Source organism: Candidatus Symbiopectobacterium endolongispinus (genome assembly GCF_018777385.1).
In the GTDB taxonomy this organism is placed as follows: Bacteria; Pseudomonadota; Gammaproteobacteria; order Enterobacterales; family Enterobacteriaceae; genus Symbiopectobacterium; species Symbiopectobacterium endolongispinus.
On record NZ_JAFJYB010000006.1, the window covers coordinates 84,441 to 98,964 of the forward strand.

General features: G+C 53.5%; 6 protein-coding genes and 6 pseudogenes. 4 read left to right on the forward strand and 8 right to left on the reverse strand.

Annotated elements, in window-relative coordinates; all coding sequences use genetic code 11:
• Positions 1–184 precede the first annotated feature (184 nt).
• Both JZM30_RS20565 and JZM30_RS20570 read left to right on the forward strand, forming a co-directional pair.
• Complete coding sequence (locus JZM30_RS20565; RefSeq protein WP_252321196.1) at positions 185–472, forward strand: hypothetical protein; 288 nt, start codon at positions 185–187, stop codon at positions 470–472.
• Positions 414–572: a helix-turn-helix domain-containing protein gene (locus tag JZM30_RS20570; protein WP_252321048.1), complete on the forward strand. Its 159-nt coding sequence runs from the start codon at positions 414–416 to the stop codon at positions 570–572. Before JZM30_RS20565 ends, JZM30_RS20570 begins: the two co-directional genes overlap by 59 nt.
• Positions 573–651: 79 nt before the next feature.
• On the opposite strand, the pseudogene JZM30_RS24890 reads toward JZM30_RS20570, so the two are convergent.
• A pseudogene (locus JZM30_RS24890) lies at positions 652–2,129 on the reverse strand (mannitol dehydrogenase family protein).
• 203 nt (positions 2,130–2,332) lie between these two features.
• On the opposite strand from JZM30_RS24890, the gene JZM30_RS20590 reads away from it, so the two are divergent.
• Positions 2,333–3,616 carry an O-acetylhomoserine aminocarboxypropyltransferase/cysteine synthase family protein gene (locus JZM30_RS20590; RefSeq protein ID WP_252321054.1) on the forward strand — a complete coding sequence of 428 codons (1,284 nt, stop codon included), beginning with the start codon at positions 2,333–2,335 and terminating at the stop codon, positions 3,614–3,616.
• Positions 3,617–3,750: 134 nt separating this feature from the next.
• On the opposite strand, the pseudogene JZM30_RS20595 reads toward JZM30_RS20590, so the two are convergent.
• From JZM30_RS20595 to JZM30_RS20620, 6 genes and pseudogenes are all read right to left on the reverse strand, one after another.
• Positions 3,751–4,684: pseudogene (locus JZM30_RS20595) on the reverse strand (L,D-transpeptidase family protein).
• 282 nt (positions 4,685–4,966) lie between these two features.
• Entirely contained in the window at positions 4,967–5,767 is an 801-nt protein-coding gene (locus JZM30_RS20600) for an amino acid ABC transporter ATP-binding protein (RefSeq protein WP_252321055.1), read from the reverse strand.
• Positions 5,764–6,670 (reverse strand): annotated as a pseudogene (locus JZM30_RS20605) (amino acid ABC transporter permease). The gene JZM30_RS20600 and the pseudogene JZM30_RS20605 overlap by 4 nt, the downstream one beginning before the upstream one ends.
• 64 nt (positions 6,671–6,734) lie before the next feature.
• A pseudogene (locus JZM30_RS20610) lies at positions 6,735–7,611 on the reverse strand (ABC transporter substrate-binding protein).
• A 73-nt stretch (positions 7,612–7,684) separates the two neighbouring features.
• Positions 7,685–8,488: pseudogene (locus tag JZM30_RS20615) on the reverse strand (deaminated glutathione amidase).
• Between the two features lie 42 nt (positions 8,489–8,530).
• A pseudogene (locus JZM30_RS20620) lies at positions 8,531–9,458 on the reverse strand (nitrate ABC transporter substrate-binding protein).
• A 157-nt stretch (positions 9,459–9,615) separates the two neighbouring features.
• Between JZM30_RS20620 and JZM30_RS20625 the strand changes: the two are divergent.
• Positions 9,616–10,872: an aminotransferase class I/II-fold pyridoxal phosphate-dependent enzyme gene (locus JZM30_RS20625; protein ID WP_252321057.1), complete on the forward strand. Its 1,257-nt coding sequence runs from the start codon at positions 9,616–9,618 to the stop codon at positions 10,870–10,872.
• Between the two features lie 60 nt (positions 10,873–10,932).
• Here JZM30_RS20625 and nifJ read toward each other — a convergent pair whose 3' ends face one another.
• Positions 10,933–14,466: a pyruvate:ferredoxin (flavodoxin) oxidoreductase gene (gene nifJ / locus JZM30_RS20630; protein ID WP_252321059.1), complete on the reverse strand. Its 3,534-nt coding sequence runs from the start codon at positions 14,464–14,466 to the stop codon at positions 10,933–10,935.
• Positions 14,467–14,524 lie beyond the last annotated feature (58 nt).

Genomic DNA, 14,524 nt, shown 5'->3' on the forward strand with positions numbered 1-14,524 from the left:
TAATTTGACCGCGATTATATGATGTAACCTCTTATTTATAATAACGCAATGCGATAATTTATTATCGCAACACAATAAGATTTGGTTTTATCTCATTCTGAATGAGGAACCTATGGCGCTATTAACTGCTAAAGAAAGGTGATCTTCATCATAAAAACAGATGAATGCGGAGATGTGACATTTCATGGTCGAGAACAGCCTTCAGCCGGTGTTGCCAGTCACGTTAGGCATGTCGAAAACAGAGAGTGGGAGATGTGGGGAAAATGCATCTGTTGCAAATGCTACCGGTGTCGCGGTTGCTACCACGATCGCAATCGTTTTTACTCACAAACTGATACCATCAGAGGGCAGAATTCGTTGCTGTCTGGGAGCAGCGGAAATAACACAGCCAATTAATTTAATTAAAAAACCCTATGCCAATAATAATAAATCTGGATGTGGTGCTGGCACAAAAGAAGATGCGATCGCGTGAGCTGGCCCAACGTATCGGCATTACCGAACAAAATTTGTCATTATTAAAATCAGGTAAGGTGAAAAGCATTCGCTTTGCAACGTTGGAAAAAATCTGTTAGGTACTGGAATGCCAGCCAGGCGACATTCTTGCTTGTCGCCGGGAAGAGTAGCGATGCGGTGTGGTGATTGAGTGTGGTGTTAGTCGGACAGATTTTGGGCCAGTTCGGTGACAACGGCCAACGCGCCTTTGTCACGCAGGCGCAAGTAGACGTCGGTCAACGCGTGTACCAACGGCAGGTCGGTGCGCAGGTCATCACCAAATACCGCCGTCAGCGCCAGTAGGCCCTGTACGCGAGCTTCATCGTCCGGAGTGGATGCCACTATGCTCCGTAAGGCTGTCTTCAGCGGATCGCGAATATCAATCGCCGCGCCGCGATCGTCGATCCCGCCAATATAGCGCATCTATCCAGCCACACCGAGGATCAGCGCTTCGCAACGGCTGTCATTCCGCCGATGCCAGCGCAACCCGTCGAGCAGGCGCTGCGGTAACTTTTGCGATCCGTCCATGGCTATCTGCCAGGTGCGATGGTGCAGCGCAGGGTTGGCAAAGCGCGCGAACAGACGTTCGGCATAGTCTGTCAGATCAACGCCGGAGATGGTTAACGTCGGGGCTTATTCTGCCAGCATCAGGTGGCGCACAGCCCGGCGGAAGTGCGCATCGGACATGCAGTCGCTGATATGGGCGTAACCCGCAATATAGCCGATATAAGCTAAAAACGAGTGGCTGCCGTTCAGCATCCTGAGCTTCATGGTTTCATAAGGTGCAACATCCTCTACCAGTTGTACCCCTGCCGCCTCCCAATGCGGTCTGCCCAGTGTAAAATGATCCTCCACAACCCATTGAATATAAGGCTCACAGGCAATAGCACAGGGATCGTCAACGCCAATCGCCTGCGCCACCTCGCGCAGTGTTTGCGCAGTCGCGGCAGGCACGATGCGATCCACCATGGTGGAAGGGAAAGCCACTTCACGTTCAATCCATGCTGCCAGCGTGGGGGCAATCAGGCGGGCAAAATCAAGCACCGCGCGTTGGGCGGCCTTGCCGTTTTCTGGCATGTTATCGCAGGAGAGCACGCTAAAAGGGGAAATACCCTGCGCGTGGCGGCGGCGCAACGCTTCGGTAATGATGCCCGGCACTGTGGATAACGCAAATCATGCTGGATATGGGCATTGGTGGTGTCCAGATTGCCGTGTGCCCCCGCCAGACAATAGCCTTTTTCCGTAATGGTCAGGGAGACAATCTCCGTTTGCGCATCGGCAAGCTGTGCCAAAATGGCCTCTTTGCCTTCAACGGCAGCGTGCAGCGAGGCGCACACTGCGCCCACTACGATAGCCTGATTGCCACTTTCCACTTTTTCCAACACGGTAAACAGGCGCTGCTGTTCACGCAGCGTTGAAATCAGGCTGTCATAGCTTAACAGCACCACCTCGCACAACCCCCAATCCCCGCCTTCTTGGTTAAGAACGCGGTGCGTGAGTAGCGCCTGATGGGCTCGGTGAAAAGCGCCAAACCCAATATGTACAATACGCGGGCGAAGGGCTAGGCGATCGTAGCGAGGTACATCGACATTTTTCGGCAGGGTTATAGTGGCGATACTTTGCTTTTTATCAGTCATTTATTTGTTTTTTTGCAGGTGATCATGAGCTAAAGGTAGCTGTGATTTTGCACTGGCGCAACGGGGGGATCCAGGAGGAGAAAACTTATGCTCGTTTCTCCTAACTTATCGCGTTTTCTTCTAGCTGCGGCTCAGTCGCGGCGATTTTTGTCTGCTATTTTAGGAAGATACCTACCATCCACACGCATAGAAAGGTCTGTGCGATGAAACTGGAATCCCTCGTGTTACACCACGGCTATACCTCAGAAGCAACCACCAAATCTGCTGCCGTGCCGATTTACCAGACAACCTCTTACACGTTTGATGATACGCAGCATGGCGCTGACCTGTTCGATCTCAAAGTGGCGGGCAATATCTACAGTCGCATCATGAATCCTACCAACGCGGTGCTGGAAGCGCGTTTGGCAGCGATTGAAGGTGGGATCGGCGCATTGGCGCTCGCCTCGGGTATGGCGGCGATTACCTATGCGCTGCAAGCGCTGACGCAGATGGGGGACAATATTGTCAGCACCAGCCAACTGTACGGTGGCACTTATAACCTGTTTGCACATACGTTGCCGCGTCAGGGGATTGAAGTACGTATGTTTTCTGCCGAGGATTTCGCCGCGCTTGACGCGTTGATTGACGAGCGCACCAAGGCGGTATTCTGTGAATCCATCGGCAATCCGGCGGGCAACGTGGTCGATATCGCACAGATTGCTGCCATCGCCCATCGCCACGGCGTGCCGGTGATTGTCGATAACACGGTGGCATCGTCGGTGTTGTGTCGCCCGTTCGAACACGGGGCTGATATCGTGGTGCATTCCCTGACCAAATATATCGGCGGGCACGGTTCCACGATTGGTGGCGCCATTATCGATAGCGGCAAATTTGACTGGGTTGCCAACAAGGAGCGCTTCCCTCTGCTCAGCGAACCGGACCCCTCTTACCGCGGCGTGGTGTACACCGAGGCATTCGGCCCGGCGGCGTATATTGGTCGCTGCCGTGTTGTCCCGCTGCGCAATACCGGTGCGGCGCTATCGCCTCACAGCGCCTTTTTGTTATTACAGGGGTTGGAAACGCTTAGTATGCGCATTGAGCGCCATTGCAGCAATGCCGAAGCGTTGGCGAACTATCTCTCGTCTCATCCTCTGGTTACCTGGGTGAACTACGCAGCCTTACCGGACAGCCCGTATAAACCGACGTGCGACAAAATTTCTGGGGGCAAAGCCTCGGGAATTATCAGTTTTGGCATCAAGGGCGGCAAAGCGGCTGGCGGACGTTTTATCGATGCGTTGCAGATGATCCTGCGGTTGGTGAACATTGGTGATGCCAAATCACTGGCATGCCATCCGGCCACGACCACGCACCGTCAACTCAACGCACAAGAGTTAGCACGCGCGGGGGTGAGTGAAGATCTGGTGCGTATCTCCGTCGGGATTGAGCACATTGACGATATTATTGCGGATGTGTCGCAGGCGCTTGAGGCTTCACAGCGCGGAGCATAACAGGGCGTTGCAGAAAGGGTGGTGTGAGCAGGGATGCTCGATAAATTCCCCGGCGGATGCCGGGGAATACAGGCATGCAACTGCGGCAATCAGGAACGGTTGGCATCCGTTTGCGGTGCAGTTGTTTCAACCGGCTACTGAACTTCATCCGGTACGGCAATCGGCGCGTCTTGCGGTGCCAGTGTTTCTAAAGGTTGTGCAGGTTCCTGCGCACCGTTGATCTTGGTCGGCATGCCGGAACGCGTTCTGATAGCGCTATCCACATCGCTGGTGTTCACGCTCGCGTCAGCAATCACTTTGCTGACTTTGGCGGTGATGGTGATCGGGGTCGGCGAGTCGGAGTGGAACTCTTCTACGGTACGAGACAGCGGATCGTGCACTTCAACGTAGCGGGAACCGTCTGGCTCAACGGTGGCTTTTACCGGCTCATTGATAAACTGAACGCTGGTGCCAACTGGCACGTTGTTGAACAGGAATTTGATGTCGTCAGCGCGCAGACGCACGCAACCGTGGCTCACTCGCAGGCCGATACCGAAGTTGGCGTTGGTGCCGTGAATCGCATACAAGTTGCCGATGTAGAGCGCATACAGCCCCATCGGGTTATCCTGACCTGCCGGATAGACTTTTGGCAGATACTCGCCGCGTGCTGCATATTCAGCGTGCATTTTGGCGGTTGGCGTCCAGGTTGGACCCCGCTTTTTTACGCTGTACGCTGGTGGTCCAGTTGACCGGCGTATCTTTACCCAGTTCACCGATGCCGATAGGCAATACGATGACGGTTTTGCTGCCTTTCGGATAGTAGTACAGGCGCATTTCGGCGCTGTTGATAACGATGCCTTCGCGCGGCGCATCTGGCAGGATCAACTGCTGCGGAATGATCATTTTGCTGCCCGGTTGCGGCAGGTAGACATCCGCATTCTGGTTCGCTTCCATCAGGTTGCTCAGGCCCATTTGGTATTGGGCAGCAAAGGCTTCCAACGGCAGCGGATAAACAACGGCAAATGCTGATTGACTGGAAGCAGCAGCGGCCAGAAGGGTGGTTAAGATCGCGCGAATACTCATCTTCATATCTTTATTGAGTGTGTGATGCCCGAAGGACTGCTGTGGTGTCAGTTGTTGTTAGCGGTTGAACCGCCCGGATGCGCATTATATGGCCAGAACGGCCCCGGAGGGAAATAGCATGTGCAATGAATCACATTTTTTGCCTCTGGGAGGCAAAAAATGTGGGAATAGCGGTCATTGAGACCTTCGTGATGTCACTCTCGCCCTTTTTTTGTCATTCCCGCGCAGACGGGAATCTCCTGCAGGCGAAACACATTCTTTCTGCCTGAGGGCCGAGGACGACAGGCGTTAGATAAAGCGGCTCAGGAAGGCCTGGGTGCGCGGATGTTGCGGTGTAACCAGCACATCATCCGGGCGACCTTGCTCAACCACTACGCCTTCATCAAGAAAGATCACCCGATCGGCGGTTTCGCGGGCAAAACTGATCTCATGGGTGACGACGATCATGGTCAAGCCTTGCTCTGCCAGCGATCGCATCGTTGCCAGCACTTCTCCGACCAGCTCGGGATCGAGTGCCGAGGTGGGTTCGTCAAACAGCATCACGGTCGGACGAATAGCCAGCGCACGCGCAATGGCGACACGCTGCTGCTGCCCGCCGGACAGATGGCGCGGATAGGCATCCGCTTTGTGTTCCAGCCCAACGCGTTTTAGCAGGGCCATAGCATAGGTCTGTGCTTCCTGGCGATCCTGATTATGCACACCGACCGGCGCTTCAATGATGTTCTGCAACACGGTCATATGGGGATAGAGGTTGAACTGTTGGAACACCATGCCGATGTGACTACGTTGGCGGGCAATGTCGCATGCTGACAGGGGATAGAGTTTCTCACCGCGCAACTGATAGCCGATTTGTTCATCGCCCATCATGATATAGCCTTCATCCATCGTTTCCAGATGGTTGATGCAGCGTAGGAAGGTGGGTTTTCCTGAACCAGATGGCCCCAAAATCACTACAGTTTCGCCGATGTTCACATCCAGATCGATTCCGCGCAGCACATGATTGTCGCCAAAATATTTGTGGACGTTGCGCGCACGTACCAGCGGCGTTTGCTCACCGGATGTTGTCGCGGCGCAATGCGGCTTGCTCATTGAGGTTCCTCTTTGCCAGACACATTGGTTTTTGCCGGGGGCAATCGGCGGATTTCCGATGCCGGGAGGCGCTCACCTCGGGAGTAATAGCGTTCGATGGCCGATTGCCCAATATTCAGCAGCGAGGTAATAAACAGATACCACATCACCGCCACCATCAACATCGGGATCACGGCAAAGGTACTGTTATAAATGGCTTGTACCGAATAAAGCAGATCGCCCATTGCGATGACGCTGACCAGCGACGTCGCTTTGATCATACTAATTAACTGGTTACCGGTAGGGGGAACGATAGCTAGCATCGCCTGCGGAATGATTATGCGGCGTAACGCACGGCTGCGGCTCATGCCGAATGCCTGCGCGGTTTCTACCTGACCGTGATCGACAGAAAGCAGGCCGCCACGAATGATTTCCGCCATATAGGCAGCTTCATTCAGTGCCAGACCGGCAATAGCGGCCGTAAGCGGCGTGATTAGATCGTTGATCTTCCAACTCACCCATTCTGGGCCAAAAGGAATGCCCAGTGAGACGCGGGGAAAGAGTGTGGCAAGGTTGTACCAAAAAATCAGTTGCACCAGCAACGGCGTGCCGCGAAAAAAACCAGATATAAAACCCGGAAAGTCCGCTCAGTAGCCGATTGTTGGACATGCGCCCGATAGCCAGTAATAACCCCAATATAGTGCCGATGATCATGGCCACCACGGTCAGACCCAGCGTCATCGCCAACCCGTTGAGCACGGTTTTTTCATTAAACCACTGATAAACCACATGCCATTCAAAGTGCTTATTGGTCCCAATGCACCAAAGCACATAAAAGGCGACAATCAGTGTGAAGCCCCAGGAAAGCCGCTGGCTAAAGCGGCTGGGTGGCAGGGCTCTGGCAACATCTCTCAATTTGTCCACGGCAAAAAAATGCCTCTCAACGTTATTGACGATGTAATGCGTGGTTTCTGCGAAGAAACGTCGATTACTTGACTAAATTGATGCCCGGTGCAGCAGCATATTGTCTGACAAGTTCCATTTCTCCATGATGGCGGCATAGGTGCCGTTATCAAACAGCTCCTGATACGCAGCCAGAATAATCGGTGTTAACGGCGAGTCTTTCTCAAAGACCGATCCTTGATACAGGTCGCCAAATCCATTGTGTTGCCCGGTACCGGCCAGTTCGAGCTGCCCATTGGTTTGCTGCACAAAGTAGGTCAGCGGTGCCTGAGAGGAGAAGAAGACATCTGCGCGATCGGAACGCACAGAGAGGATTGAGGTCGGTTGGTCCGTGTAGGATTGTACCGTCACGGCCGGTTTTCCGGCAGCGGTACAGGCTTGCGATTGTTTGACGATCACCTGCTCGGCAGATCCTCCTGCCAATACGGCGATGCGTTTGCCGCAGGTATCGTCCAGGGTATTTATTTTTTCATGGTTTCCACTTTTTACCGCAAAGACGACAAATTCACGGACAAAATCCACAAAATCGTTTTTTGCCTGACGCGGCGGGAAATCGCCAGTGGGCCCGATTGCGAATTGGTAGCGCCCAGATTGAATACCGCTCAGTATGCCGGGTAATCCGCCCACCGTGAAATGTTCAATTTTGACACCGAGCAGTTCACCCAATGCGTTAGCGAGATCAACGCTAGCGCCTTCGATGGAATCAGTGTTGCTGACGATTTTATAAGGCGGAAAGGAACCGTTATTGGCCGCGTTTAAGACGCCGGTTTTTTTATATCTTCCGGCAAACGTTCGTGCAGGTTTTTGTTTAGCGTTTGGGTTGGAATTGCGGTAGCCAAGGTATTTGCAGAAAACAGTGAACCGATCAGTAGCGTGGTATATCCAAGCCTTTTCATTGTCATGCCGTGTTCTCATCTGCTTTTTGGGGAATGCAGATGTCAGTGATAGTGAGAAAATCAGTATTAGCGGTGAAAACTATCCTTGTATTTCATGGGGCAAACGTGGTGCAACAAAGCGGCGGTTAACCAGTGCCGGTAAAACATCACGAGCATAGGCGGTTCGTTTAGGGTCGATATCAACATAGACCAACGTCGGAGTTTCGGGTGCCTGTACTACCACGACGCCTAGCGGGTCGACCACCATGCTGTTACCTATGTTTCTCACACCGCACTCGCCAACCGCCACCACATAGGTGGTGTTTTCCAAAGCGCGGGCGCGGACCAGAAGTTCCCAGTGCGTCTCTTTCAACGGCCCTTTAACCCAGGCGGCGGGCAGCACCAGCAGATCGGCGCCATCCAGTACCAGACGACGCGCGAGCTCGGGAAAGCGGATGTCATAGCAGGTCATCAATCCCACGTTCAATCCGGCAACGTTGACCAACGCCTGGACATCATCTCCAGGCATCACATTATCAGATTCTTTCATGGCGAATGCATCGTACAGATGCAATTTGCGATACTGCTCGATGATTTTGCCGTTGCGAACGACAACCAGCGTGTTCCAGACTTTATCGCTGCCGTTAGGAACGTGGACGCTCATCATGGTGGTCATGCCGTTGCCTTGGCTGGCGGCAAGCACCTGCGTCATAAACGGACCATCAAGAGGTTGTGCTGCGGTCAGTACCAACTTGGGATTGGTAATATCGCGTGCCAGAATGCCTTCAGGCAGTACCAGAAGTTCAGCACCGGCCTGCTCGGCTTGTTCCATGAGTTAGACCGTAGTGATGGCATTGTTCTGCCACTCTTTGTCTACCGCGAATTGTCCCAACGCAACTTTCATAGCAACCTATGTAATCCATCACGTCATTAAGGCGCAATGCCGCTACTGACATGAATAGGGGAACAACGCTTCCGGGGTTAAGCATTTATCGGTGATCTTTTGCTCATACAGTTCTCGGGCGAAATCAGCGATCATCGCTTTATTCACCTCAAAGCCATTTTCATTCCAGTTGGCGGGTAAATCCCGCGCAGTTTTGCGCAGATCGTCCAGTATCCACGGCGTGGTATCGGTATATTTGATGCGTTTTTTCATCCACATGGCGTAGGATTGATCGATCACTTCACTTAACGCTTGCGGCAGCCAATGGTGCACTTGTGCTATCTCAGGTTTGATGCCGAGAACGTGAATACCCGGGATGTAACCCACGGCCCGGAAGTAATCCAATTCTGCCTGCCGAAAATCTCGCAGCAATTGACGTAGCACTGAGGTCTCACTGAATTGCATCCAGTTCGCCGTTTTTCAGCAACGATATCAGCGACTGCTCGCCGTGGGCCGGGTCGATGTTTCCTGGTTGACCAAAATTCCCCAGCCTGTCCATGATCGGGTGTGCGTCTGTTAAGCGGCCGGCGTACCAATGGGCATCTTTCGTCTCAATGCCTTCACGTCGCAGCATGGCACGCGTCCAGACACTGCCGGAGTGATGCCAGCCCGTTACACCGATACGTTTGCCCGCGAGCTGCGATAACGCATTCAATGGGCTGTCTTCGGTGGTCAAAATGCAGCGCTGGCGAAACCCCCGCATCAAGAAATGCGGGAGTGCCAGCAAACTTTCATCGTTACCAGCGCGGTTCCGCGCGTAGTGGCTGAAAGATATTTCACCCGCATCGTAATGCGGGCTGTTGGCCAAATTTTGGGGCAACGCCTCCACGCGGTCGATCATCAATGTAAAGTGTTTTGGTTTGATGTCGCCCAAAGCAAGTGGAGTAAAATAGTCCCAATCGCGCACTGCCAATCTAATTGTTATCGTCACGCTATTTCCCCGGTGAAGGCTAACTAATCCACATCATGCTCATTATTTCCCTGCTTACAATTGTACAATTTTTGTACGTAATGTGGCTTTTTTTGATACTAGTGGCTAATTTGTATGTGTACAATCATATTTTTGTTACTGAACAAAAGTTTTTGATATGACAGCAAAAATTGATCCCGTTTGGCTGGCCGGAATGCTTACCGATCCCTCGATTCGGGGTATTGCGATGGATATCGCTGCATTGATTCGTGAGGAGCGCATCGCTATTGGCAGCCAGTTGCCGTCGGTTCGAGAACTGGCTGAAATATTGCGGGTGAGCCCGGCGACGATTTCGGCGGCCTGGTCCCAATTAAAGCGACAGAACGTGGTGACCGGGCGTGGAAGGACAGGGGTCTATAGTCAGCGAGTCTCGCCCCGTCCTGAACGTTTTGAGAGGGCCGGTAACTTTGGTGACACCATCCAGATTAATATGGAACTCTCTTCACCGGACCCCGCGTTATTACCTAATCTGGCGGCAGCATTGCAACATGCCCTGTCGCAGCCCACGTTAAACAGTTATCAACGAACTGACATTGTCCCTGAATTGGAGGCGGCGGTTCGCAAACGCTGGCCTTATCCGGCTGAGGTGTTCATTACCTCAAGTGGCGGGTTTGATGGGCTGTACCTGGCGTTGCAGGCATTGATCTTTCCCGGCTCGACGGTGGCTATCGAAAGCCCCACCACCGCGCGTTTACTCGACTTGCTCGATTTACTGGGAATGAACGCCATCAAGGTGGGCTGTGATGTCAACGGACCTGACATTAAGGAACTGAAACAGGCGCTGCAACAAAAGCCAGTCGCGTTTATTTTCCAGCCCAGGACACATTCACACACGGGTTGCGCCGTAAGCCCTGAGCGGCTGGGCGACATGGCCGCTGTACTGGCCGAGCATGAAAATGTGCTGATTCTGGAAGATGATGGCATCGGTGAATTATCAACCTGTCCAGCGATCAGTTTGGGACGCTACCATCCTGAACGTACAATTCATGTTTGCTCTTACTCCAAGGCCTATGGACCGGATTTACGTTTGGCCGTGATATCGGGCAGTAAAACCCGAATGGACCAGCTCCAATCCTTCCGCCATTTTGGCGTCGGATGGAGTAGCCGGATACTGCAAGGGGCGTTGGCTTATTTATTGAACGATACGCAGGCACAGCGCGATATTGCACATGCCAAACAGGTCTACCACCGGCGACGTCAGGCGTTAGTGGATGCGCTGGTAACCTTGGCCGTGCGTGGCATTGCCGTGAGGGTTGGCGTGGGGGCGAGGGGGGGGGGGGTAAAAAGCGGAGAGTTTATTCGGCTCAGTATCAGTCAGTTGCAGGAGCATCAGGTAGAGACAGTGGCCGAAGCCGTCAGCCAGATCTTTCGCTAGCGCGCATTTTCCTTACGATATCCTCGGCTTGCACTGAGTATATCGTCGGATATTTCGGCCTTATTCTTGAGCGTTCTTCTCTGCTTTACCTGCCATCATCGTCAGGAAGTCAAAACGACGACGCAGATCCTGTTCCGCTTCTTCATACAACCGCGTGGTCTCTTCCGGCATTTGCGTATTCAGCCGACGGAAGCGTTGCTCTTTCAACAGTGTCTCACTCAGGCTGCTGGAGGGCGGATGGGAATCGGTGACCAACGCCGGTTTGCCTTCTTCCATACGACGCGGATCGAAGCGATAGAGTGGCCAGAATCCGGTGGCCGTCAGTCGACGCATCTGATCGTGACTGAACGCCAGATCGTAGCCGTGTTCTTCGCAGGGGCTGTAGGCGATGATTAAGGATGGACCTGGCCAGGCTTCCGCTTCCTGAATTGCTTTCACCGTTTGGTTAAGCTGTGCGCCCAGTGAAATCTGTGCGACATAAACGTGGCCGTACATCATCACATTGATGCCCAGATCTTTACGCGCCTTACGTTTACCTTTTTCCCCAAATTTGGTGACCGCACCCAGCGGTGTCGCCTTGGATTGCTGACCACCCGTGTTGGAATAGCACTGGGTATCCAGCACCAGCACGTTGACGTTTTCTGTCAGGCTCATCACATGATCCAGACCGCCGTAGCCAATATCATAGGCCCAGCCATCACCGCCAATCAGCCAGACGGATTTGTCTACCAGATGGTCGGCATCGTGGCTAAGTTCACGTGCCACCGAATCATTGAGGCTGGCAAGCTGTTCACGCAACAGTGCAATTTGCTGGCGGCGCAGATCTGGCGCAATGTTCTCTTCCTGCAAGGCTCTCACCAGATCGGCGGGGAGCTGCGGTGCTAACTGCAAGAGCTGACGCAAGGCGCGCTGGCGATGTTGATCCACGCTGAGACGGAAACCTAAACCAAATTCGGCGTTATCCTCAAACAGCGAGTTGGCCCAGGCAGGACCACGTCCGTTGGCATCGGTGGTCCACGGCGTGGTGGGCAAATTGCCGCCGTAAATAGATGAGCAGCCGGTGGCGTTGGCGACCAGCAAACGATCGCCATAGAGCTGCGTTAACAGTTTGATATATGGCGTTTCGCCACAACCGGAACAGGCACCAGAGTACTCGAACAGCGGCGTAATCAACTGTGACGTGCGGATATCGATACGTTCCAACTTGCTCTTGTCGATTTCCGGCAATTGCAGGAAGAAATCAAAGTGGTTTTTTTCCACGCTCAGATTATCCAGGCGGGATTCCATGTTGATGGCTTTGATCTCAGGGTTTTGACGGTCTTTCGCCGGGCACACCTCGACGCACAGGTTACATCCCGTGCAATCTTCCGAGGCGACTTGCAATACATACTTTTGACCACGCATATCACGCGCTTTGACATCCAGCGATTGCAGCGAATCAGGCGCGTCGCTCATGGCCTCAGCAGGCACTACTTTGGCACGGATAGCCGAGTGCGGGCAGGCGGCGACGCATTGGTTACACTGCGTACACAGCTCTGGTTTCCAAAGCGGAATGGCCTCTGCAATGTTACGTTTTTCCCACTGGGTGGTGCCGGTGGGCCAGGTCCCATCGGGTGGTAAGGCAGAAACGGGTAAGGTATCACCTAGTCCTGCCAGCATGGTTGCCGTTACCGTTTTAACGAAGTCCGGCGCGGCGTCGGATACCACTGGTGGACGTTGCGGACTTTCAGGATTAACCGCTGCCAGTGCAACGGATTCCAGCGCCGCCAGTGTGGCTTCCAGCGCTTTCCAGTTGCGGGCGACCAGCTCTTCACCCTTACTAACATAGCTCTTTTCGATAGCGCTACGCAGTTTCTCTACGGCCGCATCACCAGGCAAAATCTGCGAGAGATGGAAGAATGCCATTTGCATCACGGTGTTGATACGCGCACCCAACTTACATTCATGGGCTATTTTGGCTGCGTTGATGCAATAGACCCTTGCCTGACGTTGATTCAGGCCTGCCTGTACCTCTTGTGGCAAGCGGTGCCACAGGTCGTCGGCGCTGTAAGGGGTGTTTATCAGGAAGATACCGCCGGGTTTCAAGCGTTCCACCATGGCGTACTTCTCAATGAACTGCCACTGGTGGCACGCGACGAAATCGGCTTGATCGATCAGATAGGCCGAATTGATCGGGTGCTGGCCAACGCGCATGTGCGATACCGTCAGGCTGCCAGCTTTTTTGGAGTCGTAGACGAAATAGCCCTGTACAAACATTGGTGTGCTGGAACCGACAATCTTGATGGCATTTTTGGTGGCGGAGACAGTGCCATCGCTGCCGAGTCCGTAGAACAGCGCTTCCAGTCCTGCGCTGGAGGGGAAGTGTTGTTCCGGCAACGGCAGTGAAAGGTGGGTTACATCATCATAAATCCCTACAGTGAAACGCGGTCTTGGGTTAGCGAGCGCTAACTCATTAAAAATAGCCAGTACACACTGTGGTGTGAACTCTTTGGAAGACAAACCGTAACGGCCACCAATGGTACGCGGTAATGTTGCCCGCTCCCCACGGGAAAAGGCTTCCGCTAGTGCGGTCATCACATCCAGATAAAGCGGTTCTGCCAGGGCACCGGGTTCTTTGGTGCGATCGAGCACAGCGATGCTCTGCGCGGTTTGCGGAAGGGCGGCGAACAGATGCTGCGCTGAGAACGGACGATACAGACGCACTTTAAGCACACCCACTTTTTCACCACGGGTTAGTAGGGCATCCACCGCTTCTTCGCACGTCCCTACGCCAGAGCCCATCAGCACAATCACGCGCGTCGCTTCTGGGTGCCCGTAATATTCAAACGGTTGATAGCGACGTCCGGTAACCTCGGCAAATGCATCCATCGCCTGCTCAACGTGAGAGTAGGTGTTGTTGTACCACGGATTGGTGGCTTCGCGTGCCTGGAAGAAAGTATCCGGATTGGAGGCCGTGCCACGGATCACCGGACGTTCTGGTGTAAGCGCCCGCTCACGGTGTGCGGCAATTGCATCCTGAGGCAGCAGTTTCAGTAATACTTCATCACTGAGCGGTTCCACTTTATTGATTTCATGTGAAGTACGGAAACCGTCGAAGAAATGGATAAAGGGGACGCGGCTGTTAAGCGTGGCGATTTGCGCAATCAAGGCGAAATCTTGTGCTTCTTGCACGGTGTTGGCACACAGCATCGCACAGCCCGTCTGGCGCACCGCCATCACGTCGGAGTGATCGCAGAAAATGGAGAGCGCATGAGTAGCGACGGTTCGGGCGGCAACGTGCAGCACGAAAGGGGTTAACTGTCCGGCCAGCTTGTAGAGCGTCGGGATCATCAACAGCAATCCCTGCGATGAGGTAAACGATGTCGCCAGCGCCCCTGTCTGCAACGCCCCGTGCACGGTGGCAATCGCACCGCCTTCCGACTGCATTTCGATCACCCGTGGGGTATCTCCCCACACGTTTTTACGCTCATCGCTCGACCATGCGGCAGCCTGTTCGGCCATGGAAGAACTTGGGGTAATTGGGTAGATGGCGATGACGTCGTTTGCTCGCCAGGCTACAGAAGCGACTGCGCTATTACCGTCAGTGGTGATCATGATTTAACCTTAACTTGCTTGCTCACAGAATGAAATACGATTGTTTTTTTGCATTATC

Excerpts from the sequence above, each read along its gene's own strand:
- JZM30_RS20565 (WP_252321196.1), top strand. The coding sequence starts at position 185 with ATGGTCGAGAACAGCCTTCAGCCGGTGTTGCCAGTCACGTTAGGCATG.
- JZM30_RS20570 (WP_252321048.1), top strand. The coding sequence starts at position 414 with ATGCCAATAATAATAAATCTGGATGTGGTGCTGGCACAAAAGAAGATG.
- JZM30_RS20590 (WP_252321054.1), top strand. The coding sequence starts at position 2,333 with ATGAAACTGGAATCCCTCGTGTTACACCACGGCTATACCTCAGAAGCA.
- JZM30_RS20600 (WP_252321055.1), bottom strand. The coding sequence starts at position 5,767 with ATGAGCAAGCCGCATTGCGCCGCGACAACATCCGGTGAGCAAACGCCG.
- JZM30_RS20625 (WP_252321057.1), top strand. The coding sequence starts at position 9,616 with ATGACAGCAAAAATTGATCCCGTTTGGCTGGCCGGAATGCTTACCGAT.
- nifJ (WP_252321059.1), bottom strand. The coding sequence starts at position 14,466 with ATGATCACCACTGACGGTAATAGCGCAGTCGCTTCTGTAGCCTGGCGA.